This is a genomic window from Paenibacillus pabuli, assembly GCF_039831995.1.
Classification (GTDB): domain Bacteria; phylum Bacillota; class Bacilli; order Paenibacillales; family Paenibacillaceae; genus Paenibacillus; species Paenibacillus pabuli_C.
Genome location: NZ_JBDOIO010000004.1, coordinates 420,050 through 445,189 on the forward strand (window position 1 = coordinate 420,050; position 25,140 = coordinate 445,189).

At 49.2% G+C, this 25,140-nt stretch carries 20 protein-coding genes; 18 read left to right on the plus strand and 2 right to left on the minus strand.

What is annotated here, in order from left to right; translation table 11 throughout:
- The first annotated feature begins 132 nt into the window (after nt 1-132).
- The 7 genes from ABGV42_RS21495 to ABGV42_RS21525 all read left to right on the plus strand — a co-directional run bounded on the left by ABGV42_RS21495 (nt 133) and on the right by ABGV42_RS21525 (nt 6,750).
- On the plus strand, nt 133-1,164 hold the full coding sequence (locus ABGV42_RS21495) for an ABC transporter ATP-binding protein (protein ID WP_347383609.1): 1,032 nt from the start codon (nt 133-135) through the stop codon (nt 1,162-1,164).
- A complete protein-coding gene (locus ABGV42_RS21500) occupies nt 1,161-1,877 on the plus strand; it encodes an ABC transporter permease subunit (RefSeq protein ID WP_347383610.1) in 717 nt (238 codons plus the stop codon). The genes ABGV42_RS21495 and ABGV42_RS21500 overlap by 4 nt, the downstream gene beginning before the upstream one ends.
- Before the next feature lie 4 nt (nt 1,878-1,881).
- Nucleotides 1,882-3,276, plus strand: coding sequence for a GldG family protein (locus ABGV42_RS21505; RefSeq protein WP_347383611.1), 1,395 nt, complete (start codon nt 1,882-1,884; stop codon nt 3,274-3,276).
- Nucleotides 3,273-4,283, plus strand: a complete 1,011-nt coding sequence (locus ABGV42_RS21510; RefSeq protein ID WP_347383612.1) for a DUF4340 domain-containing protein — start codon at nt 3,273-3,275, stop codon at nt 4,281-4,283. Before ABGV42_RS21505 ends, ABGV42_RS21510 begins: the two co-directional genes overlap by 4 nt.
- Nucleotides 4,284-4,484: 201 nt before the next feature.
- Nucleotides 4,485-5,507 carry a YhcN/YlaJ family sporulation lipoprotein gene (locus ABGV42_RS21515; protein ID WP_347383613.1) on the plus strand — a complete coding sequence of 341 codons (1,023 nt, stop codon included), beginning with the start codon at nt 4,485-4,487 and terminating at the stop codon, nt 5,505-5,507.
- Nucleotides 5,508-5,772: 265 nt separating this feature from the next.
- Entirely contained in the window at nt 5,773-5,997 is a 225-nt protein-coding gene (locus ABGV42_RS21520; protein ID WP_017692532.1) for a helix-turn-helix domain-containing protein, read from the plus strand.
- A 213-nt stretch (nt 5,998-6,210) separates the two neighbouring features.
- Entirely contained in the window at nt 6,211-6,750 is a 540-nt protein-coding gene (locus ABGV42_RS21525; RefSeq protein WP_347383614.1) for a DUF4303 domain-containing protein, read from the plus strand.
- Between the two features lie 153 nt (nt 6,751-6,903).
- Here the strand turns inward: ABGV42_RS21525 and ABGV42_RS21530 are convergent, their stop codons facing one another.
- Nucleotides 6,904-7,251, minus strand: a complete 348-nt coding sequence (locus ABGV42_RS21530) for a hypothetical protein (protein WP_347383615.1) — start codon at nt 7,249-7,251, stop codon at nt 6,904-6,906.
- A gap of 216 nt (nt 7,252-7,467) precedes the next feature.
- Between ABGV42_RS21530 and ABGV42_RS21535 the strand changes: the two genes are divergently transcribed.
- From ABGV42_RS21535 to ABGV42_RS21550, 4 genes are all read left to right on the plus strand, one after another.
- Nucleotides 7,468-8,331: a MurR/RpiR family transcriptional regulator gene (locus ABGV42_RS21535; RefSeq protein ID WP_347383616.1), complete on the plus strand. Its 864-nt coding sequence runs from the start codon at nt 7,468-7,470 to the stop codon at nt 8,329-8,331.
- A gap of 1 nt (nt 8,332) precedes the next feature.
- The gene (gene nagB / locus ABGV42_RS21540; RefSeq protein ID WP_347383617.1) at nt 8,333-9,061 is read left to right on the plus strand and encodes a glucosamine-6-phosphate deaminase; all 729 of its coding nucleotides are present in this window, start codon (nt 8,333-8,335) and stop codon (nt 9,059-9,061) included.
- Complete coding sequence (gene nagA / locus ABGV42_RS21545; RefSeq protein WP_347383618.1) at nt 9,058-10,272, plus strand: N-acetylglucosamine-6-phosphate deacetylase; 1,215 nt, start codon at nt 9,058-9,060, stop codon at nt 10,270-10,272. The genes nagB and nagA overlap by 4 nt, the downstream gene beginning before the upstream one ends.
- A 109-nt stretch (nt 10,273-10,381) precedes the next feature.
- Nucleotides 10,382-10,753, plus strand: coding sequence for a hypothetical protein (locus ABGV42_RS21550; protein WP_347383619.1), 372 nt, complete (start codon nt 10,382-10,384; stop codon nt 10,751-10,753).
- A 574-nt stretch (nt 10,754-11,327) separates the two neighbouring features.
- Here the strand turns inward: ABGV42_RS21550 and ABGV42_RS21555 are convergent.
- Nucleotides 11,328-12,683 carry a dipeptidase gene (locus ABGV42_RS21555; protein ID WP_347383620.1) on the minus strand — a complete coding sequence of 452 codons (1,356 nt, stop codon included), beginning with the start codon at nt 12,681-12,683 and terminating at the stop codon, nt 11,328-11,330.
- A gap of 228 nt (nt 12,684-12,911) precedes the next feature.
- On the opposite strand from ABGV42_RS21555, the gene ABGV42_RS21560 reads away from it, so the two are divergent.
- The 7 genes from ABGV42_RS21560 to ABGV42_RS21590 all read left to right on the plus strand — a co-directional run bounded on the left by ABGV42_RS21560 (nt 12,912) and on the right by ABGV42_RS21590 (nt 25,132).
- Nucleotides 12,912-15,317 (plus strand): AraC family transcriptional regulator, encoded by a 2,406-nt coding sequence (locus ABGV42_RS21560; protein ID WP_347383621.1) that lies wholly within the window; start codon nt 12,912-12,914, stop codon nt 15,315-15,317.
- Nucleotides 15,318-15,651: 334 nt separating this feature from the next.
- Nucleotides 15,652-16,581, plus strand: a complete 930-nt coding sequence (locus ABGV42_RS21565) for an ABC transporter permease (RefSeq protein WP_347384454.1) — start codon at nt 15,652-15,654, stop codon at nt 16,579-16,581.
- 36 nt (nt 16,582-16,617) lie between these two features.
- Nucleotides 16,618-17,505: a carbohydrate ABC transporter permease gene (locus ABGV42_RS21570; RefSeq protein WP_095293262.1), complete on the plus strand. Its 888-nt coding sequence runs from the start codon at nt 16,618-16,620 to the stop codon at nt 17,503-17,505.
- 19 nt (nt 17,506-17,524) lie between these two features.
- Nucleotides 17,525-19,036, plus strand: a complete 1,512-nt coding sequence (locus ABGV42_RS21575; RefSeq protein WP_347383622.1) for an extracellular solute-binding protein — start codon at nt 17,525-17,527, stop codon at nt 19,034-19,036.
- Between the two features lie 208 nt (nt 19,037-19,244).
- On the plus strand, nt 19,245-22,580 hold the full coding sequence (locus ABGV42_RS21580) for a glycosyl hydrolase (protein WP_347383623.1): 3,336 nt from the start codon (nt 19,245-19,247) through the stop codon (nt 22,578-22,580).
- 32 nt (nt 22,581-22,612) lie between these two features.
- On the plus strand, nt 22,613-24,226 hold the full coding sequence (locus ABGV42_RS21585; RefSeq protein ID WP_347383624.1) for a glycoside hydrolase family 43 protein: 1,614 nt from the start codon (nt 22,613-22,615) through the stop codon (nt 24,224-24,226).
- A gap of 84 nt (nt 24,227-24,310) precedes the next feature.
- Nucleotides 24,311-25,132, plus strand: a complete 822-nt coding sequence (locus tag ABGV42_RS21590) for a polysaccharide deacetylase family protein (RefSeq protein ID WP_347383625.1) — start codon at nt 24,311-24,313, stop codon at nt 25,130-25,132.
- The last annotated feature ends 8 nt before the right edge of the window (nt 25,133-25,140 follow it).

A 25,140-nucleotide genomic window follows, 5' to 3' on the forward strand; every position in this document is an offset into this window, starting at 1 on the left:
TTTTTTAATCTTTCTTTTAAGTGTCATTAAGCTGGGTTTAGGATAGAACCCGTAAGATACAAGGAACTTCCCGTGTAGACCATCTGGATGCTTGATGGAACACGGGTATTTTAACGGGAAAGGATGAATAATGTGCTCGAAGTGAAACAGGTCAGCAAAGAGTATGATGGACGGCGCGGCGTGCATCAACTGGATTTCACAATGGAGCGCGGTGAGATTGTTGGTTTTCTGGGACCCAATGGTGCCGGCAAAACCACAACGATGCGCATGATTACCGGTTACCTGCAGCCCACTGCCGGTTCGATTGTGGTGGATGGCCAATCTGTGCATGATCAGGGCAGGGCTGTTCGTTCCAAGATTGGTTATCTTCCGGAAACTCCGCCGCTATATCCGGACATGACGGTCCAGTCCTATCTGAAATTTGTCGCGAAACTGAGAGATGTTCCAGCACGCGAGATTAAACTGCGGGTCAGTGAGATGGTCAGCAGGCTGGGTCTTCAGGAACGGGAAAAACAACTGGTGCGCGGATTATCCAAAGGTTATAAACAGCGCCTGGGACTGGCAGGAGCCATTATCCACAAACCTGATCTGCTCGTACTTGATGAACCTACATCGGGCCTGGACCCGAATCAGATTATTGAGATTCGTGATCTGATTCGGGAACTCGGCGAAAATCATACCGTGCTGCTCAGTACGCATATTTTGCCTGAAGTAAGCACGTTATGTAACCGGATGCTGATTATTAATCAGGGACAGCTTGTACTCGACGGCTCACCACAACACTTCGGTTCTTCGATGGGGGATCAGTTTAAGGTATCCATTGAAGTTAAGGCAACGGAGCAGCAACTACAAAACTTGCTGACACCTTGGGAGAAGGTGAGGAGTGAAGTCATTCAACCTTCCGACGGAAACGGCGGCACAGAGCAGCAGGAAACGGTCAAAATGCTGCTTACCGGAGAGTCACCCGACGATTTCCGGGAAGAGCTGTTCTATCTATTATCTGGAGCGGGACTGCCCATCCTGGAAATGAAGAAGGAAAATCTCAGCCTGGAGCAGATATTCCTGAAGCTGACTACAACGGAATCAGACGCTGAGTCATCCGGTACGAATGACCTGGTGATGGAAGAATCTGCGGATTCTCCTACAGAGGAGGAATCCAAATGAGACGAATGATGGCTATTTGCAATAAGGAACTTCAGGCCTATTTTTTGTCACCCACATCCTATTTCGCCTTCGCGGTCTATGTGCTGATGACAAGTTTATTGTTTTACTCCAGTTTCGTTTATTACCAGCCAAGTATTGTGGATTATCGCCTTGTCCTGGGTGATACGTTATCCATGCTGCTGTTTGTGGTGCCTTTATTAACCATGAGACTGGTTGCTGAGGAATTCAGGCAGGGAACAGATGAGCTGCTGCTGACCTCTCCGGCTCGGGTGACGGAAGTGATATTTGGTAAGTATCTGGCCTCTCTGGTCATTCTGATCGTGCTTATTCTGTGCAGTCTGGTCTATCCGTTCTTTATGTCGTTCTTTGGAACGTTGGATCTGACTTCAGTTTGGCTGTCAGCGCTGGGGCTCTTCTTCTTGGGTGGCAGCATGATGGCGATTGGATTGTTTGCTTCAACCTTATCCCAGCATCAGATGGTGTCTGCGGTGGCCGGTTTTATTATTTTGCTCGTATTGTGGATGCTTGATTCATTCGCAGGCAATACCGGGTCTGCGTTGCAGCAATGGCTTGATCCATTTGCACTGACGAACCGTTTTGACAGCTTCACGAAAGGTGTACTCAGTGGTCCGGATATCTTGTATTATGTGACGCTATCGGGCGTATTCCTGCTGCTGAGCATTCAAATCGTGGAACGGAAGCGGTGGAGGTGAGAAGATGAAAAAATGGTTAAGTCATACCAATAGTACGGTATTGTCTGTAGCGGTCATCGGTATTTTTATTTTGCTTACGCTGTTTCTGAATTCACTTAGCGGATTTCAGCTGGATCTGACGGCAAACAAACAATACACGTTATCAGATCAGTCTCTGACGGCGATCAAAGATGTAAAGGATGACGTGAGTATTAAGGTATTAACGGTGGAGAACGCCAATAATACTGTCTTAAATCGTGAAGTGACAGACATGGTTCAGGAGTATACCAAACGAAACAGCAAGCTGAAGATGGAACAATATAATCTGACACAAGAACCAACGCTTGCTTCGAAGTACGGCATCACAGGCAGTTCCATCGTACTGGAGCAGGGAGATCAGTATAAAGTCATTGATATCGCAAGCCTGTTTACAGCGGTCGGGGATGGCAGTGATGGGTCATACCAGTTTACGGGGGAGGAAAAACTAACACAGGCTCTGATGAATCTGTCTTCCACCAAAACGAAGAAAATGGTATTCCTGACAGGACATGAGGAACTTGGTCTGGATCAGTTGACCACACTTCGTTCCTCCCTGGAGCAAAACAATATTACAACAGAAGAACTGCAGCTCAATCAGGCGGGAGTGGTTCCCGAAGATGCGGATCTACTCGCGATCATTGGCCCGCAGCGTGATCTCAGTGATGCTGAATTAAAAGCTATTCGAACCTATCTGAGCAATGGTGGGAAGTTGATGTTGTCCCTCGGTTTTGTAGAGGATATGAAATCCAGCTGGAAAAACATTGACACACTCATGGCGGATTATGGTGTTGTCGATGAACATGCCGTAATGGTGGACAACCAGCAGGCAAGTACGATGGGGCCGTTATGGGTTGTACCGGAGTACGGTACGCATGCAATTACAGATAAACTGTCCGCAAGCCAGTTGTACCCGATGTTATCCCTGTCGATTGCCCTGACGAGCAAGGAACAGGAGAAATATACACTGTCACCTCTGATTCAATCTTCGGATGACAGTTATGGCGAGACGAATATTGAAGGTTTGCTGCAGAACGAAACAGCGAATGATCCGGATCAGGATATACAGGGACCTGTGGAGCTAGGATATGCAGCAGATACGACCGAAGGCAAACCGAAAGCCGTGATCCTGGGGTCATCCATTTTCATGCAGGATTCGGAGATCGGAAATGGCGGAAACCGTGATTTCATTTTGAATATCGTCAATTATTTAAGTGAAAAAGAAGACGGATTAACCATTCGTCCGCGTGTGCAGGCTGGTTATGAAGTGGCTTACCTGAATGGTGAGCAGGCCAGAACGATTTTCTTCGTTGCCATTGTGGGTTTCCCGCTTATCTTTGTTATCATAGGTGTATTCTTATGGTGGAGGCGCAGACGCGTATGAAGAAATGGATTCCGACGATTCTGGTCGTATTGGTACTGATTGTGGGCTGGATTTATGCGGCCAATCAGAATTATTTTCGCGAAGAAGAAGCGGTGAAGGCCAAGTTGCTGGGCATTCAGTCAGAGGATATCCAGTCCATTACCATTCATGACCCAAGTGAAGACAAGACGGATGCTCCAGCTTCCTCCTCTTCATCTGCACAATTGGAGCTGAAAGATGGCGTATGGAGCATGGTGGAACCCAAGGCGTACCCGCTCAACGGTTATACAATCAGCAGCTGGCTGGAAGCACTAAGCGGAGCAGAACAGGAATTGATTGTGGAAGAGACGCCGACCGATCTGGAGAAGTATGGATTGGGTGCGAGTGCTGCCCGTCTGGATATCAAAACCAAGGACAGCCGTGACATCACATTGACGATCGGCGGACAGCTGCCTGCAGATGACGCCCGTTATGTACAGGTGAATTCGGGTCCCGTCGTTGCTGTGCAGTCGGAGACGATTGGCAATATGGAGCTGACAAGGCGTGATCTGCTCGATACGACACCGTTTAATCTCGATGAAACAAATGTGGTTTCTCTGGACTGGGAAGGTGAAGCAGCAACCTGGATGTTGAAGTCGGCTTCGGAGGACGGTGCGGCTGAGCGGACATGGACGATGAATGGTGAAGCGGTTGAATCCACAGATGCCGGTTCCCTTATTGGCAAAATTAAAAATCTCTCCACTGCGGAAGATGTCCGCAAAGCTTCCGAGCTTAAGGATGCTGTGCCGCGCTTCACCTTGTCTGTGGAGCAGAATGTAAATGGAGAGAACATAACAGACGTGTACCGGGGACTTACCCTTGCATCGGAACCCGATATCATCTATGTGATTACACCCGATGGTCAGTGGGCATATTCCCTTCAGGCAGATGCTTTGCAGGATGCGGAGAATTTTCCAGATACATTGAAGGCGTCTGATACATCAACGGAAGCCACAAATGAAGAAGATTCAACCTCATCCACTGAGTAGTATTGGAAATGTGGATATACGAGTTAGGTAAACCAAACCCCTATGTTAATCCGGAAAGAAGCGGTGCTGCACATAATGTGTTAGCGCCGCTTTTTTGTTTGTTTTGACTAGGGACAGGTTCCATATCCTTTCAGCATATCGGGTACACCAGAAGCGCATCCTATCGTTGTGACCTAAACCATACACATTGGAGGATGAGACATGCCAGCAGCCAAAAAGGCGAAAGCAATCAGCTTATCATTGTCTACTGCAATTTTTGTAATGGCCGGACTGACAGGGTGTGGTGATGGCCGGGATAACAACAATATGCAAACCAATAATGCGGGTCAGGAAGTTCGAGGACTGAACCGTTATGGTGTGGAGACCAATGGAATGGATGGCATTCGTGCCAAGAGTTATCGCATGCACAATGTTACTGACCTGAAATCCAGTGACGAACTGGCAAAACGCATTACCGAAATGAAAGAGATCAAGTCGGCCAATGTGCTGTTAACCGACCGCAACGCTTATGTTGCTGTTCGTTTGACAGACGGCCACAACGGTAAGATGGATAGCCAAGCGAATCACAACGATAACGCTGGTCGTAACACCACCATGAACGGTACCATGCGTAATCGTGCGAGCGGAACCATGCGCACCGAGAGCATGAACCAAGATCTGGGCGGTATGCGTGTACATGCTGGAGATGGAACCATGTCTCCATATACCACAAGTGGCATTGCCCCAGGGCTTAACACCGGTTCGGCAACGGATCGCAGCCATATGGGTAACGACCGCAGCATTTACGGCACCATGGGTACCGGATCATTCGGCATGATGCGTGGGTTGACGAACACGGGCAGAGAGCGCTCCATGAGTGATGGTCACTATGGTATGCAGAGTGAGGGGCAAAACGCGGGGCAGCGCCAGGATAGCTCGGATGACAACACGTCCGAAGAGATCAAAGGCAAAGTTGCTGCAAAAATCAAGCAATTTGCTCCAAACGTGGAGAATGTCTATGTATCGGCCAATCCGGATTTCGTTGATCATGTGCAGACGTATGCCGACGATATTCGTAACGGAAAGCCGGTTAGCGGCATGATTGATACGTTCCAGTCGATGGTTGAACGGATCTTCCCGACCAATGCCATGGATCAGCGCCGTGATGGTATTCTCGGTGATGGCCTGATGAACCGCAACAATAATAACAATGATGGCATAATGAATCCTAATAATCATCGGTAAAAGACAGCTAAACCAATATGCCTTTGCGCAGATGGTAACATCCGTGGCAAAGGCATGTTTGGTTTGTTGCCAAACCTAAAGAAATGCTCAACTACATAAGCTCAACTTACGTAACGGTGTTTCTCTTCCATTACGAATCATCAACAAATGACTGCCCATTTTTTTCATAAAACTGAACCATCGCCCTTGACCTGACATAAGATGAGTTGACTGTATCCCCTTAACCTTGTTACACCAACACAACCCGAGCAAGGAGGGGTGAACATTGAAGGGTATCGATCATAAAAGCAAATTTTTGTTGACCCACCGTGAACGCGAAGTATTCGAATTGCTGGTTCAGGACAAAACGACGCGTGACATCGCAGGGCAGTTATTCATCAGCGAGAAAACGGTGCGTAACCATATTTCGAATGTGATGCAGAAACTCAATGTTAAGGGTCGTTCGCAAGCAGTTGTAGAGCTGATTAAGCTCGGAGAACTGAAGATCTGACGCGAATAACAGTTAGAATGTTGAAGCAGCATGAAAGCCTTTCTCTATTCTTTAAATGATGAAGAATGGGGCAAGGCTTTTCTGCTTTTTTACCCGAGGGAAAAATCCTAAGTGACAAGGGAGAACCCGAACGGATTGGCTTGTCTCCGATGTTAAGATAAACCATAATGAATTTATAGAACATCATTACATAAGAAATGAGAGGACAGGAGAATGGACCGCTTTTTAAAGGAATTTGAAGACCAGTTCAGAGCAGGCTTTCTACCCGATCTGGAGCACACGCTGCAAGAGATGCAGCATGAGAAAGTATATGCTTGTGCGTTTGGAACAGACAGTGACTGGATTACGCTGTTTATGGCGGCAAATACGGAGGAGTCACTTGCCAGGCATATTGCCAGAATGGAAGAAGAAGGCCTGTGTGAAAGCGAGCAGGACGAAATCTACTATCGATGGGGCTGCTCTGAATATCAGTATGGCGAAGATACGCATTTTAACCATATCAGCCGGTTGCTGTATGCAACAGAAGAGGTTCAGAATTATAAGGATGAGATGATTCAGATTATTGCTAAGGTCGTGAATGAAACATCCGATGAAGTTTTTGCCCGGTACGGGCAATCCAAGGCAGACATTACATTCTTCATATCCATGACAGACGATGATGAGGCCGAAGAGCTGGAAAATCGATCGGTTGTATGGATGACGGAAAGCAGCCTGGCCAGCGAATTTTTGAAGCGATATGATGGTCTGGAGTGAAGTGTGATTGATTTAGACGAGTTGAGCTGGAATTTATTTGATTAAGTTATAGAAATGAAAATTTATATATTTGAGTTCATCAAAGTCTTTCTCTGTTCTTGAACAAGAATCAGGGAAAGGCTTTTTTTTATATTTTGAAAAGAAATGAACCTCCTACATAGAGTTACTTTCTCGAATAAATGATCTCCATTTTCTCTTCGAAAAAGGTTGATAAAAGAGCTGCTCCAACGCCTCATACCGGGTTTCATCCAGATGCAGGTAGAGTGCTTTTTTGGCAATTTTCGCGGCCGGTTGAGAAACGGATTTCTGACTTCCCGCTTTTCGCCTGGTTGGGATGTGAAACTGTAACAAATCCTCAAGACGGTCCCAGCCTTCCCAGCCGAGTCTTCGGCCACGCTTACAGTCGATCGCATACAGGGCATAATAGTCCCGACCTTCGCTTTGCTTCACAGCAATAATCCATGTGGAAGGAATGATCTTTTGACGTTGTCGTTGATTCACTTGGAGGTACTCCTTCGTTGATCTATAATCTGCATTCATCTTAACTATATGCCTTACGTCTTGTCTGCTTCAAGGAGTGCTGCAGTAAAATTTTGATTACAATAAGGGTGTAATTCCCCTTGATTTGCAGATGAAGCTTGATTAAAATGAAATTATAAAAATTATTTTCTTTAATTCATATAAAAATATAAAAATTATTTTCAGAGGAGCATGCACATGGCAGCCATCATACATGCGTTACAGCAAGAGCTGGATGGACTTCCATCGCAGGAACGACGAATTGCAGAGGTCATTTTGCAATCTCCGTCAGATATCCCCGGCTGGACGATTAATCATCTTGCAGAACAAAGTGGTACCAGTCCGGCAACGGTCACCCGTTTCTGCAAGTCGTTTCACTTCAAGGGCTTCCCGGATTTCAAAATGAAGCTTGCTGCAGAGCTGTCTCATTCGACCGACAAAACGGCTTATCAGGATATCGTGGCAGGCAATCCGCTGTCCAAGATAGTGGAGGCCATAGAGGCCAATCACATTGCCTCCATTGCGGATACCACCAGGTTACTGGATTTGGGCAGATTGGAGCATGCGGTTCAGTTATTATGCCATGCCCGCCGCATCGACCTGTACGGTGTTGCCACTTCGTCTATTGTGACGCAGGATTTCTATCAGAAAATTGTGCGAATCGGCAAAAGCTGTACCGCTTTCTCGGATTCACATATGCAGATTACGTCAGCCTCCTCACTGGGTGAAGGGGATGTAGCCATGGCCGTGTCCTACTCGGGGGAAACGCCCGAGACCATCGATGCCCTGCATTGCGCCAAACAGGCCGGAGCTGCAACGATCTCGCTAACGTCTTACGGTAACAACAAGCTCGCCGCAGTATCGGATATTCCGCTATTTACGTCTTCACTGGAAGAAGGCATGAGACGGGGAGATATGGCTTCCCGGATTGCACTGCTGCATGTCATAGATATTTTGTTCACAGGCATGATGAGTGCCGATTTCGACCGATTTATCCCCAAACTGGAGCAATCGTATCACAATGTACAGTCCTACCGAGTTCAACAACATGGAGGTGCCTGAGATGAATATTCGTATTTTTGAAAATGAAGAAGATCTGAATGCTACAGGTGCTGGCCTGATTGCCAGCTTGCTGCAAACGAAACCACGGGCTGTGCTCGGACTTGCGACGGGAAGTTCTCCGGTGGGCATATATAAACAGCTCATAAGCTTGTATCAGAAGGGTCTGGTGAGCTTCGCGCAGGCTTCATCCTTCAATCTGGATGAGTACGTCGGGCTTCCGGTGGAGCATCAGGAGAGTTATCGCAGCTTCATGAATGAGCAGCTGTTTCATCATATTGATATCGACCTGGCCAAAACCCATGTACCGAATGGGAAAGCATCCGATCTGGGTGAGGAATGTGCCATGTATGAACAGTGGCTGGATGATCGCGGGCCTGTAGACCTTCAACTGCTGGGTATCGGACACAATGGTCACATTGGCTTCAACGAACCGGGGAATGAATTGACCGGACGCACGCATGTGGTGGATTTGAAAGAAGAGACCCGCAAGGCCAATGCCCGTTTTTTTGCAAGTATTGATGAAGTGCCTGCTCAGGCCATAACGATGGGCGTAGGTACGATTCTGAAAGCCAAACAAATTTTGCTGATCGCCCGAGGTGAGGAAAAGGCAGAAATCATTCGCGAAGCCTTCATGGGGCCGATCACAACCCAGTGTCCTGCGTCCTTGCTGCAATGCCATCCAAACGTAGTTGTACTGCTGGATCGCGCCGCCGGGAGGTTGGTAAAATGAACAATACAGGCATAGCCCATTTGGGAAAAGAGAGCGGCAGCCCCATTTACCTTCTTCGCGGTAAAATGGTGCTGCCTGAAGGTCTGGCGCAGGATGGGCTCCTCGCCTGGAACGAAGGTAAAATCATATACGCCGGATCACCGGAAGGTCTGCCGGCATCTATTCGTGGTGAGGCGGTATCCTTGCCTGTACCAGATGGGGGCGTTATTGTCCCCGGGTTCATTGATATCCATGTCCACGGTGGTTATGGAGAGGATTTCATGGATGCGAACCAAGAAGTGCTGGACAAGATTACTTCATTTCACAGCACGCAGGGTACAACCGCCATGCTTGCAACGTCCATGACTGCTCCGAAGGACAGACTGGATCAGGTGCTCGCTGAAGTGAACCGTTATCGTTCCGAGCCCATGCCATACGCCCAGCTTGAGGGTGTGCATCTGGAAGGACCATTTTTCAGTCCGAAATGGCCTGGTGCGCAGAATCCGGAGCATATTGTACTGCCCAATGTATCGTGGCTGGAAGCGTGGGAAAAAGAGTACCCCGGCCTGATTCGCCAAGTTACGCTGGCACCGGAACGGGAAGGAGCGCTTGAAGTCATTGCATGGCTGCGTCAGCAGCGAATTACGGCCGCGCTCGGTCACACGGATGCGACTTACGAAGAGGTGGAGCAGGCAGTTGAAGCCGGACTGCATCACGCGGTACATACGTTCAATGCAATGACCCCGCTGCATCATCGTAATCCCGGAGCTGCAGGAGCTGTGCTGAGTGATCCGAGGATCAGCGCCGAAATCATTGCTGATGGCATTCACGTACACCCAGCGGCAATCTCTATCCTTGCCCAGCTCAAGCAGTCTGACGATCAGCTCGTTCTGATCACAGATGCCATGTCAGCTGCCGGGTTGGAAGACGGAGAATACAAAATCGGCGACCTGCCCGTAATCGTGAAGGACGGCGTAGCCAGATTAAAGGACGGCGGCGCACTAGCGGGAAGCACACTGACGATGATTCGTGGCTTCCGCTATTTGGTACAGGAAGTAGGCATGTGTCTGAACAATGCATCTCGCGCAGCCAGTCTCACACCAGCACGCCTGCTGGGAATCGACCATCGCACAGGTTCCCTGGTTCCAGGGAAACAGGCAGATATCGTTTTGCTTAACCAGGAATTGGGTATTGAGGGTGTATGGGTGAAGGGCAGACTGATCGGACGTTAAGCCAGCGGATGGGAAAGGCTCCCCTGAGAGGCAATTGCGTTTGTAATGTGTTAAAATAGTCTCAAAAAAAGACGGGATCTGCGGATCACGCATAACGGAGGCGTGAAACATGGAACGTAACGCTATGCTCGACTTCGATCCATTCCTCACAGAGCTGGCGGAAAAACTGCACGTGCACGGATATTATGCCTTTTATGGTGAGCATTACAATGAAACCGATATGGAGCAGTACCGCAGACACCTGTTCACCTCATTCAGCAATATCGTATGGGTAGAGCTGGATGCACGCAAAAAGTATATGATTGTCGATCATCGTGGACGCAACACCGTCATTAAATTGATCGATGGCATGCTGAATACCCGCAGAACGCTGCGGGCCAATCAGGCGATGGCGGGTACGGATACCTCCAATGTTCAGCAGGAAATCACCCATCTGACGCAGATGGTGCACATGCTGAGATTTACGACGTTTAGAACATAGGTGATTTAACAGGAGAGACTTCCCAAAGGGGAGTCTTTCTTTTGTATTCCACGAGTCCTATCCTAACGAATCCAAGCCAACTTATGGCGAGGATGCACGCAGAATGCAAAAGTTAACGAACTCCATTCACGTTATCGCACTGTTTACGTATTCAAAATCTCTCCACAGCCAGGAATAACGCATCTCTGATTCATTACGCCAAAAAGAGTGTCCCGTCATAACAAAATGGGACACTCTTTTTGGATTTCACTTAACCACTATCCACATGTAAAGATAGCTCAATCTTAAAATCAGTTTGGGAAATGCTGCACAGTAGTGAAGGGAACGAAATCGACCATAATAAAAGCGACAGCCGTTAGGGCCATCGCTTTTATTTATTATTCCGCTACCTATATTTAAGTTGGATAACTATTTACACGATTAACGGAGCGGGGAGAAAAAAGCTGAAGAAGCGGAGCGTTCGCGTTTATCACCGCGATTTCTCCCTATGAGGGAATCAAAGAAATCCGGGGATAACAGCGATCGGAAGCTTGTTCTCCCTGCGCAGTGTCTTCGTGTAACGAGTTCTTCAATTTTACAAACTTTTTAAAAACTGAACGATCGTCAACAACCCTTTATCAAAGTTCTCCAGGTTGAAGTGTTCATTCGGTGCATGCAGGTTCTCATCCGGCAAACCAAAGCCCATCATGACAGCAGGGATGCCAAGAACGCGAGACAGCTTCTCAACGATCGGAATGGAACCTCCATCTTTGGTAAACAGGGCGCGAACGCCATACACTTGCTCGTAAGCGTCAGCCGCTTTTTGCAGGATCGGATCAGTCGGATCGGTATTGAACGCAAAGGCTTTCTCGATTTGTTTCACATGCAGCGAGGCACCTGGCTGTACGTGTGCACGCAGGTGTGCTTCAATGCGGTCCAACACTTGTTGTGGGTCTTGGTCGGCAACAAGGCGGCATGTAATTTTGGCATGAGCCTCTTTTGGAATGACGGTTTTGGTACCTTCACCCTGGAAGCCGCCCCACACACCGTTCAGCTCCAGCGTTGGACGTGCGCCAACACGTTCCACGAACGAGTAGCCTTCCTCACCATACAATTGCTCCAGTCCAAGATCCTGGCGAAGCTGCTCTTCATTGAAGCCTTGCTTCACGAACTCTTCTCTCATTTCCGGAGAGAGGGGGAGAACACCATCATAGAAACCGTCCACGCTCACGCGGCCTTGCTCATCATGCAGCGAAGCGAGCAGGGATACAAGCGCATGCAGTGCGTTTGGTACACCACCGCCGAAGGAGCCGGAGTGCAGGTCGGTGTTGGCCGTGTTCAGATCCACCTCGAGCGAGCAAAGGCCGCGCAGACCGGTGGAGATTGCCGGTTTTCCTTTTTCGAGCAGGGAAGTATCAGAGATCAATACCATGTCTGCACGAAGCTTGTCCGTATTGTCATTCAGATAGATGGGCAGGTTCGGGCTGGAGATTTCCTCTTCGCCTTCGATACAGAACTTCACGTTAACCGGAAGCTCTTTGTTTTCTGCGAGAAGCGCTTCTACTGCTTTGATATGTAAGAAGATCTGACCTTTGTCATCTGTCGCCCCACGTGCGAACAGTTTTCCATCCCGAACGGTAGGTTCGAATGGAGGCGTTTCCCACAGGTTAAGCGGATCGACAGGTTGTACGTCATAGTGTCCATAGATCAGTGCTGTTGGTTTGCCAGGGGCATGCAGGTGGTCTGCATAGACAATGGGATGTCCAGCCGTTTGAATAACCTCTACATTTTCCATGCCTGCACGGGTCAGTGCATCTGCCGCCCACTGTGCCGCACGGTTGATATCCTCTTTATGAGCGGAAATGGCCGAGATACTGGGAATGGACAACCATTCGTTCAGTTCTGCCAGATGTTTTTCTCTATTTTCCTGGAAATAATTCTGTTCTTTCATTAAAAAAGCCTCCTTCATGTTTTGCTTTATCCTATTGTAATCCATTTTGTCGTCTTAATAAAACATTGGTTAAAAAATGATCGGCTGCGTACCGTTTCATTCCACCGGAAATTGAGCGTATAATACAGGAAACGGATTTCATCCATATTTTCTCATGAAAACCATTCAGCAGGGGAGTTGAGGAAGTTCCCATGACAGTCAGACCACATGCAAGCAGGCAGGTGAGTGATGATGGAAACGACTAAGAGAGAGAAGCCGCCAGGTCGATTGGTGCGTTTGCCCGGGTTTACTCCTGGACGTCATAAAGGACGTTTTTACCGGAACAGTCTGATGATTATTTTGCTCATTGCCAGCATTCCCGGATTGATTACAGGTATCGTGTTGTACCAGCTGGTTGTTGGCAGAATGGAAAATGAATTCAATCGCATGCATCAAAACCAGATCGAGAATCGGGCACGCAATGTGGACGACCAGCTGGCCTACCTGGAGTTGACCCTGTCACATTGGGCCTTTGAACCGCGGTTTGGCAATGCACTGCGAACACTGGACTTTGTATATTATTTTAATGAAACGCAAGAGATCGTCACGACACTTTATGTGCTGGAAGGGTCGCACCCCCTGATTAAATCTGCACAGCTGTATTTGCAGGAACCGAAGCCGATCCTGTTTAACCGGGAATATAACGAATTAAAAGATGATGCGAAAATACAAGCCTATGACCGTTACTTATCCATGGGCAATCAAGTGTACTGGACAGACTGGGTATCCAGCGCAAGTAGTGAACCAGCAGCTTCCATGAAGAGCAGCCTTCTGCATACCGATGCAGGCAGCGCGCTGGTTCTGGTACATAAAATCCCGGGTGAAAATAATAACCCGTTTGGTGCACTCATTATTACCCTGGATAACGAGAAAGTCGCCAGTCTACTGAAAACGCTTACTCCATATGATGAAGGCTTAACCTTTCTTATGGATCAGGAAGGCAATACGCTGGTTACTGGTAATCCGGGAGGAGGCCAGCAGAATTCGGCTTTTGAACAGCAGCTTAAGGAAGCGGTTGCACTTCATGCTGACAGCACGTCCTTTTTGTTCAAATATGAAGATCAGACCTACTCCGTATCCTACGGTTCCTTGAGCCGAATTGATTCGGATTGGACCTATGTCTCGGCTGCACCGCTGACATCTGTGACCTCACCAGTGAAGCTGGTATCCAAAATTATCGTTATAGCGAGCGCAGGCAGCCTGCTGCTGGGGCTCCTGTTATCGTGGCTTGCTTCACACCGGATTTACTCTCCTGTTGCAAGAATGCTCCATCTTCTGACACCAGGCAAACAAGAGACACAGGCCAATCCGAAGCTGGATGAATTCCAGCTGCTGGAGCAGCAGTGGAATGAGCTGACTTCCCGGAGTCTTACCGCCCACCGTCAATTGCAGGAGCAGCTTCCGCATTTGCGTGACAGTTTTGTTTTGCAGCTGATTCAAGGACACTTGTATGCCTACAACGAGGAAGACCTCCAGAAGCGGATGAAGAATCTTGGATTCGAAGTGGAAGGCCAGCAATTTTTGTTGCTGCAAATGTATTTTACGGGATATGCCCGGCTGCAGGGACGATTTGGAAGCCAGGATACCGGCCTGGTGACCTTTGCAGCCGTAAACATCATTGAAGAGGTTGCCAAAAGCTATTTTGGCCAAATTAGCGTTATGAACTTTCATGACCTCTCTTCAGCCATGCTTGTCATTGCACCGAAGGATGAGCAGCTCAAGCCGCAGACGTTGCTCTGGGGACAGGAGTTGGTAGAGGTTATTGGGCGGACACTTAAAATGAATGTCACGGTTATCATTAGTCGTTCAGCCGATTCCTTGCATGAGCTGCCCGGCATCTTTGTTGAGATGGAACAGGCGGTGGCTTACCGCAGCATAGAGGAAGGAAGTCAGATACTTGATCTGGAAGATGAGCAGTGTTTTCGCAGAGCGGAAGAAGCAGCCTATCCGCTGGGCTTGGAACGCGAGATGATTCAGGCGATCAGGCTCGGCAAGCAGGAGGAAGCCGATCGGGTGTTGGACCAGTTTATGAGCGAAATCGCCCGGACGGGCAGTACCGAGTTCCAGGTGCAGCAGATGATGCTGCAGCTGCTGGGAAGTGTTCAGCATATGATGCTGCAGACGGGTGTAACACCCTATAAGCTGTTCGGAGGCTGCAATATGTACGAACGATTGTCTGCAATCCGGGAACCTGCTCAGATGAAGCAGTGGATGATGAGTAAGGTACTGGCGCCCTATGTACAGGAAATTGAGATGCGATCGCAGGAGCCATTGAAGCAGGTGGTGGAACGCACGATGCTGTATATGGATGAGCACTATAGTAACGAAATTTCCCTGGAAAGCTGTGCAGATGCAGAACAGATGACACCCTATGCCCTCAGCAAAGCCTTCAAGCAAGTATCGGGCATGAACTTTATTGATTATTTGACAAAGGTCCGAATGGAGGCGGCCAAACAGCTGCTGCGTGAGACAACGATGAAAATTAATGACATCGCCGCTGCGGTTGGCTATCAGCACAGCTACTTTAATCGCATCTTCAAAAAACAGGAGGGTGTAACGCCAAGCCAGTATCGGGATCAGTGGTTTGGCAAATGAACCTGTTTACCACCTTGCTGTCTCACCGGGATCCGCACCATCGGATTCCGGTTTTTTCTTGTTGGGAATAACAAAAAACAAAGAAGGATAAGGCTGCAAAAATGTGCAATGGAGTGCTGTACAAAATGTCCAAATCGAAGAAAAAATGGCGTCATAGCGGGCTTATTGACCTCGTCCAGTATGTAAGCAAAAAATGAAGGTTGCCGGAAAAGGAGGCTCTGTATAGTCTGAATTACAAGCTTAATTGATAACGCTTACATGAATAGGGAGGGGAGAGATTATGAACGGGAAGACCAAATGGAATGGAAATACCGCAGCGGCAGCCCAGGCGGAAATGGCCACCATGCCGCTGAAGCGGGAATCCAACTGGAAGAGGCAGATCAAGCGGAACAAATGGCTGTACGTGCTTGTGCTTCCCGGGTTTCTGTACTTTGTTATCTTTAAATATTTGCCAATGTGGGGGATTGTCATTGCCTTTCAGGACTATCAGCCTTTTCTCGGTATTAAGAACAGTGAATGGGTGGGCATGGAGAACTTTACGACCTTTTTCTCCAATCCGGACTTTTTCCGGCTACTGCGCAACACGCTGGTCCTTGCCATATATGATCTCATATTCTTTTTCCCGGCACCGATCATTATCGCTCTGTTATTAAATGAAATCAGGGTAGCATTCTTCAAAAGAACGATTCAGACGCTGGTGTATGTACCCCATTTTGTATCCATGGTGATTATCGCCAGTATCACTTACGTATTCCTGACCCCTCAAGGCGGGGTACTGTACGACCTGATTGCCTGGATAACGGGAAAGCCCATCGATGTATTATCCAGTCCGGGTTCGTTCCGTCCGCTCATTATTATTCAGATGATGTGGAAGGAAATGGGCTGGGGAACGATTATTTTTCTGGCAGCACTTGCAGGCGTGGATACCGAGCAATATGAAGCTTCCATTGTGGATGGGGCGGGACGATTACGACGCATGTGGCACATTACGCTGCCGGCGATACGCACAACCATTGTTATTCTGCTCATTCTCCGACTGGGGAACTTTTTGGATACGGGATTTGAACAGATCTATCTGATGACCAACTCACTCAACCGGGACGTGGCCGATGTATTTGATACGTATGTTTATACGGTGGGGATTACGCAAGGGGCATTCAGCTACAGTACCGCGGTAGGATTATTCAAATCGATCGTGGGTATCATTCTGGTGCTCGGCAGCAATAAACTTGCCAAAAAATTTGGCCACCCGGGGATTTATTAAGCAGCATGCTGCATGAATTCATAAGGAGGAAAGCCCATGAACAGCCGCTTATACAACAGCCCTGCCGGCAAAGTATTTGATATTTTCAATTACGTCATGCTCGGCATTCTGGGCATACTGACTGTCCTTCCTTTCCTGTATATTATAGGGAATTCGTTCGCGACCGAAGCCGAGATTACGGAACGCAGTTTCTTTCTTATCCCGAAAGTGTTCTCCTTCAGCGCGTATGAGTATATTTTTTCTTCGTCCACCATCTTTCGCAGCATCGGCGTCTCCGTATTTGTGACGGTAGCAGGGACGCTGGTCAATCTGTTCTTCACACTGACGATGGCCTATCCGCTATCGAGAAGCGACTTCTGGGGACGCAACGTCATGATGAACATGGTGATCTTCTCCATGCTGTTTGGCGGAGGAATGATCCCGACGTATCTCGTCATTCGTGGACTTGGATTGCTCGATTCATACTGGGCCCTTATGCTTCCTGGCGCAATTAGCGCTTTTAATTTAATAGTTGTCAAAAACTTTTTTCAGCAAATGCCGCCCGGGCTGGAGGAAGCGGCCCGCATCGACGGATGCTCGGATCTCGGGGTACTCTGGCGAATTGTCCTGCCATTATCCAAACCGGTGATCGCTACGTTTGCGTTATTTTATGCCGTAGGGCATTGGAATAACTTCTTCTCGGCACTCCTGTACATTTCGGACAGTGACAAATGGCCACTGCAGGTCATGCTGAGACAGATCGTTCTGCTCTCGCAGGCAAGCGTTGGTGATATGGCCAATATGGACCCCAATTTTGTGCAGCCGCCGGAACAGTCCATTAAAATGGCAGTCATCGTTGTAGGTACCATTCCGATTTTGCTGGTGTATCCGTTTTTGCAAAAGCATTTTGCCAAAGGTGTCATGTTAGGCTCAATCAAAGGCTAGAAGCCAAGGGGGAGAACGTATGGGACAAAAAGCGGGAATCAAAAAAACAGCACTTATACTTTCTGCAACATTGTTATTGAGCACGGTTCTGGGGGCATGCTCCACGGACAAAACCAACGATACGGGCGAAGCGGCTGCAGGTGGAACCGATCAAATTACCATCATGCTGCCGAACTTTGAAGCCGAGAATCCGCCAGAAAACAGTCCAGTCATCCAGAAGCTTGAGGAATTAACCAAAGTGGATGTGAATCTGCAGTGGGTGCCGAGCAGCTCCTACGAGGACAAATTCAACATCACTCTGGCCTCGGGCAAACTGCCTGACGTGATGGTCGTGCTCGGCAAATCCCCGAGCTTCATTAACGCTGCACGTACCGGGGCTTTCTGGGAGCTGGGGCCTTATCTGAAAGACTACCCGAACTTGAGCCAGATGAACGAAATTATTACGAACAATGCCTCTATTGACGGCAAAACCTACGGCATCTACCGGGGAAGGCCGCTGGGACGTAACGGGATAACGATCCGGAAGGATTGGCTGGAAAATCTGGGTCTGGAAGCACCCAAAAATCTGGACGATCTTTATAATGTGCTGAAAGCATTCACTACAGATGATCCGGACGGCAACGGCAAGGATGATACGTACGGTTTGGTAGCGAGCAAATTTAACGGGCCGTGGGACAACATGCAAATCTGGTTTGGTGCACCCAACAAATGGGGCGATGATGGCAGCGGTAATTTGATTCCAGCACATGAAACACCTGAGTATATGGAGGCACTGAAGTTTTTCCGTCAGATTTACAGCGAAGGTTTGGTGAACAAGGACTTTGCCGTGATGGATGCGACCAAGCTGCCTGATCCGTTTGTCAACGGACAGGCGGGTGTCATGATTGATGTAGCGGATAACGCACAGCGGATGGAGCAGAAAATTCTGGAGAAGGACCCATCGGCCACAGGGCGGGTGGATGTGCTTCAGGCGGTGGAAGGACCCAAAGGGCTGCGTGACATGCCAACCTCAGGTTACTCCGGTATGATCGCCGTCTCCAAAAGTGGTGTGAAAACGGAAGAAGACCTGAAAAAGGTGTTGGCATTCCTGGATCAATTGAACGAGCCGGAGCTCCAGGCTTTGCTGTCCAATGGCCTGGAAGGCAAGCAATATGAGAAAAAAGGAGAATATGTTGTTCCGACCACCGACAAGCTTGCACTGCGAGATCTACAGGGTCTGAACCAAATATTGATGTTCCTTCCGGAAGACCGAGCCTTCCGGGTTGAACCGACGCCGGTTCGTGAAAAGGTAGCCGAAGTTCAGAAGGCCAACGAGGAAATCGTTGTTCCCAATCCGGGTGAACCGCTGATTTCAGACGTATATGCACAGAAAGGACCCCAGCTGGACAACATCATTAACGATGCCCGTATCAAATTCATCGTGGGACAGATCGATGAGAAGGGGTTCCAGGATGCCGTCGCACTGTGGAAGAGCAGCGGTGGTAATGATTACGTGAAAGAGGTCAACGAACTGTACGCTGCATTGAAGTAGAATGAATTCCAGAGCCCGGCAGCCGTACATGAGTACAACAGATGCTGCCGGGCATTTCCATCTATATCAATTTTATAAAACATTTTGTAATTAGAGCCTCCCTAGCACCACTTTTTGAGGTATAATCATAGCCAAACAAACGTATTTGAACACAAATGAACCATAATGGAAAGAAAAAAAGACTCTTTTTAACAGGGAGGAAAGCGACATGTGGAACGGGGAGGCATTTGCGAATCCCGCCGCGCAGTACCGGATTCATCCCTTCTGGTTTTGGAATGGGGATATGGAGGAAGAGCAGATCAAACGGCAAGTGAATGAAATGTCAGCACAGGGTGTGGGCGGCTTTTTCATCTGTCCGCGTCAGGGGCTGCAGATTCCCTATCTGTCTGACGCTTGGTTTGACAAGGTCCGGATTGCGGTGGAAGCTGCCGAGACCTGTGGCATGCAAGTATGGCTGTATGACGAATACCCATATCCTAGCGGTATGGCAGGCGGCGAGGTCACTCTTGATTTCCCTGAAGCCAAGCAGCGTAAGCTCGTGCACCACCAGATGCATGTGCAGGGCGGAGAGACTGTCAATCACGAGCTGCCGTGGGGACGAATTTTGGTCGCCAAAGCCATTCCGAGAGACGCAGAGGGTAACCGGTTATGGGATGAGTCTATCGAATTGCGGCATCACATCGGTAATATCCAGACCGATCAGGTATATCAGGAGACAGGCCTGACGTCGTATAATCGCAAGCGATTTTTTACATATCGGACGGCTTTCCGCCTGGTGTGGGATGTACCAGCAGGAGATTGGGACGTCCTATTGTTCCAGGAAGAGGAGATTGGCGATTTCAAATATTACGGCAATTTCGTGGACCCGTGCCACCGGGAAGCGATGAGCCGTTTTATTGAACTGACACATGACCGATATGCGGCAGCTGTTGGAACTCATTTTGACAGCGTTATCAAAGGCATGTTTTCCGATGAAATTGCCCCGCTCGGACGTATTCCCTGGTCTCCTCAGCTGCCTGCATATTTTCGCGAACGCTGCGGATATAGTCTTATTGATTCGCTTCCTGCCCTGTTATATGGCGATGTTCCGGACTCGGCCCGTATCCGGTATGACTATTATCAATCGCTGCATCTGCTTCTCAGGGAGTCATATCACCAACAGGTTCATGACTGGTGCGAGGCTGCTGGGATCCAGTATGCAGCAGAAGTTCCTGGCGTACGGATGACGACTCAGTTATTCAGTCATATGCCTGGCGGAGACTCCGCGCATGAGAAGATCGGGCGACCCTTATCCTGGATTTTGGAACGGTATGGCAAAAGAATGCGTGACAATCCGAAGATGGTCAGCTCACTGGCCAGACAGCTGGGACGCACCCGCAATCTGATCGAGTGTTTTCATAGTGTGGGCTGGTCGATGACGCTGCAGGATGCCAAATGGATGATTGACCGGATGGCGGCCATGGGCACGAACTTTTATAATTTTCATGCATTTTTCTATACGATTGGCGGGTTAACGAAGCATGATGCCCCACCATCCCAGTTTCTGCAGAATCCATACTGGCCACATTTCCGTCAGCTTGGAGATTATACGGGACGTATAAGTTATCTGATGAGCACGGGGACAGCCGATATCCGGATTGCCGTTCTTGATCCGACGACGACTTTCTGGAGCCTGATGGGCAATCCGCTGCATGGGTTTGAATACAGCGGTGAGGATGAAGCAGAACGGGCGAGACTGGAGCGGCTTACGAATGATTGGATGCGAATCGGTGTGCATTTACTGGAGAACAGACGTGACTATGATCATCTGGACCCTGAGCTGCTGGCTGAAGCGGAACTTGCGGGTGGAACCATTCAGATTGGTGTTGCCAGGTACGAAGTACTCATCCTTCCACCAATGCTGAATCTGGAGGCTGATGCCTGGAAGCAGGTTAGGCGGTTTGCTGAACAAGGAGGGACCGTCATATCGATCGGGCTTCCTCCATACATCGCAATCCAGGAAGGAAGTCCAGTAGGCAATGAAGCAGCAAACTTCTTCGGTGCAGGGGAAAAACCAGAGGAAGAGTACTGGGGCCATGCCGTGGAAACAAGACACGGCAGCAATGAGTTAATGTGGCAGCAAGGGGAGGGAGAAGCCTACTTCCTTCCGGTTGGTACAGGTCGCGGGGATGATTCAACTCTTGAACTGATCTCACTGCTGCTGGATCAGGTGCTGCCCGAGCCCATCTGCTGGATCATGGAAGAAGAGAGCGCTTCCTTGCTGATGCAGACTCGTCAATTGTCGGATGGAGAGTTTATGGTGTTCCTATCCAACCAGGAGAAACGCGAATTGGAGGGACAATTAAAAGTCGTTGCCAAGCGGTTATGGATCGGTGTGGATCTCTCAACAAATACACGTCTGCTGGCAGAGCGGCTTAATCTGGAGACAGGAGAGCGGGAAGTTTTGCCGCTGACCAGCAGTGGTGGGGAATGGTGTATTTCACTCAGGTTTGCCGGGTATGAAGCCCATGCTGTACGGCTTACTTTACAGATGGTAGAGGCTTCTGAAAGCATTTCCGATGCCATGGGTAAGCCGGGAGTAACCGCACCATTGACGCCGGCTGCTGCGGATAAGCCATCTGAACCCATTATTTTACCTGTGGAAGGGCCGTGGCGACTGGAAACCATTCAGCCCAACACCCTCCGGATTGGACAGTTCCGTCTTACAGCAACGAATGATAATGGTGTGATTTTGGAAAACAAGCATGCGGGTGTTAAGCCTTTTATCGATCAAGCGGCTGAATTGTCGGAGCAGCAACACTTGCCTGTTCAGTTTAATCAGGTATTTGGCACGCCGAAGAAAGCGTCTATTGCCTATCCGATTCAATGCCAATACACTACTGCTTTTGAGCTGGGAACGGCTTTGCAGGAGTGCAGAATATTTATGGATCGGGCAGCCATTGCAGGGGCGTGGATCATGGAGATCAACGGCAAAACGATTGGGCCAGATCAATTCGAGCCCATTGAGATCACGGATTATACCAACATTGGCTGCGATATCACAGAGTGGCTCCGCACAGGCTTGAACGAAATAACGATTACGGTACAGGTCACGAAGGATGAGGAAGGAATCCTCGATCCGCTGTATTTGCAGGGACGGTTTGGCGTTGCGTTTCATCACGAAGGGATGGTCTCCTTGGTTCGTGAGCCAGATACGGCCATTCGGATCACACCTGAGCCTCAGCCGCTGTACCCGCATTACGCAGGAGACATGAGTTATAAACGCAGCTTCTGGCTGGATCCGCCTAGCGCGGATGCCAATTCCTTTGAACTCGAATTCAGCGATTGGCTGGTGCAGGATGTGGCCGAGGTTTTGGTCAACGGTCATAGCCTTGGGGTGCGATGCTGGTCTCCGTATCGCTGGAGTGGAGAAACGTCCTGGCTCCGTTCAGGTGACAACGAGATTGAAGTGCGCATCACCAATACGTTAATCGGTCTGCTGGAAGGCACCTATTTTGATTCGGATAGCCATAGCTTGCATGAGACCGGTAATTGGATCGGTTGAAGAATAAATTTGGAAATGTGGAGGAGGAGAATATGAGTACAACTCAATCAGGACAGAAAAAAATGGCTCCCGTCTGGGTCGCGGATCAGGGGGACGGGACATATCGTAACCCCATATTGCATGCCGATTACTCAGATCCTGACGTCATTCGTGTCGGCGAAGATTTTTATATGACCGCTTCGAGTTTCTCGCATATCCCCGGACTGCCCATTCTGCATTCGAAGGATCTGGTGAACTGGAAACTGGTGCAGTACGCCATTCAGCGGCTGGATCTGGCAGGGTATGATGTACCGCTTCATGGCAAGGGGGTATGGGCACCAAGCATCCGGTATCATGACGGGAAGTACTGGATTTTCTTCAGCACGCCGGATGAAGGCATCTTCATGACAACAGCAGATCATCCCGAAAGTGAATGGTCGCCACTTCATCTGGTCCATGAGGTGAAGGGCTGGATTGACCCTTGCCCGTTCTGGGATGATGATGGTCAAGCCTATTTGGTTCATGCCTTTGCCCATAGCCGCGCTGGCATAAAAAGCAAGATTAAGGTGTGCCGCATGGCTCCGGATGGAAGCAGGCTCCTGGATGAAGGGCAGATTGTTTTTGACGGCACAGCCCATCATCCTACGATTGAGGGGCCTAAGTTCTATAAGCGGGACGGGTACTACTACATTTTCGCCCCCGCCGGAGGGGTGAAGCCGGGATGGCAGACCGTTTTGCGTTCCAAGCAGGTATTTGGCCCTTATGAGGACCGGATCGTTATGCATCAGGGAGTTTCCAACGTTAATGGTCCTCACCAGGGGGGATACGTGGAACTGGAATCAGGAGAGTCATGGTTCATTCATTTTCAGGATCGGGATGCTTACGGGCGAATTGTTCATCTCCAGCCGATGAAATGGAACGAAGACGGATGGCCTGTCATTGGCGTAGACCGTGAAGGAAATGGGACAGGTGAGCCCGTGGATGTGTACACGAAACCGGATGTGGGCGCTGCCTACCCGATCACCGTGCCTGATGTTTCGGATGATTTCCAAAATGAGCGTCTAGGAGTTCAATGGCAATGGCAGGCCAACTCCCGTTCCGAATGGGCAGATATTGTTCCGGACAAGGGACTTGTGTTACATATGCATCCTTACCCGAAAGACATCCAATCCTTGTTCGGCGTACCGCAGCTGCTTATGCAGAAACTACCTGCCTCCGCCTTTGAAGCAACAACCAAGCTGAACTTCTTGCCTAAACAGGAGGGTGACCGAGCGGGGCTCATTGTGTTTGGTGATGACTATGCTTGCCTGAGTCTGTCTCAGACTGACGCTGGAGCAGTCAGGTTGTCCCTGCTCCGCGGAGCCAAACAGCCAGACAATCATTTGCATGCGGATGAATGGGAAGAAACCGGACTGGATTGGAGCGAGTATGGTTCACCGGAAACCGGTTGGACCATTCATTTACGCTTAGCACTGGAGGAGCCTGCCCGCTGCCAGTTTAGCTGGAGTAAAGACGGAGAGGACTTCCAGCCCATGGGGGCACCGTTTACAGCGACAACCGCACTCTGGGTTGGTGCGAAGATGGGGGTGTTTGCTGTAAACACTCTATCTGCGAATCGTGGAGGCCAAGGCGTTTTTCGATATTTTGAGGTGAAAGAAACGGTCTAATCTGTTCTCGGATTGAACCGTGTGAAAATCAACATGGCTGTGACAGAAAAATGGTAGAGGAACAGGGTGAGGAGGAGGTCCAAGATGGGACAGCGTATTCAGTTTGATCGATATCCTGGTGGTGTGATGAAGGCACTGACGCTCAGTTATGACGACGGTGTGGTCCACGACCGCAGGCTGGTGGAGCTTTTTAATCGCTATGGACTACGAGGTACATTCAATCTGAACTCTGGCACGCTCGGGAAACCGGGGCGAATTGAGCCGGAGGAAGTGGCCGAACTGTACGCTGGGCATGAGGTGGCTGTACACACGGTTACTCATCCTACTTTGCCTTATGTACCGGATGAACTGTTGAACGAAGAAATTATGGAAGATCGGCGAGCGCTGGAACAGCTTGTCGGGTATCCGGTGAGGGGAATGGCTTACCCTAATGGAGGGTACGATCGTTCTCTTAGCACCAAACTGGCGTGGCTGGGTCTGGACTATGCCCGAACGGTTGAATCCCACGGCAGATATACGCTGCCTGAGCGTCCGCTTGAATGGCATCCGACCTGTCATCACAATAATGACCTGGCAGCGCATGCCGAGCGTTTTATCCAGCATTCCAAAACAGGTACACCGCTCCTGCTCTATGTTTGGGGACACAGTTATGAATTTAATGATAACGACAATTGGGAGATCATCGAACAGTTTGGCGAGCAGATCGGCGGCAGGGACGATATATGGTATGCGACGAATATAGAGATCATTTCCTATTGGAAAGCGGTCAAACGTCTGGAATGTTCAGCAGACCGATCCATCATCCATAATCCGTCAGCCATATCTGTCTGGTTCACGGCAGATCAGCAGGTGGTTGAGGTGCGTGCAGGGGAGACCTTGCGTTTAACCGAAGAAATCAAGGTATAGGAAGGGGC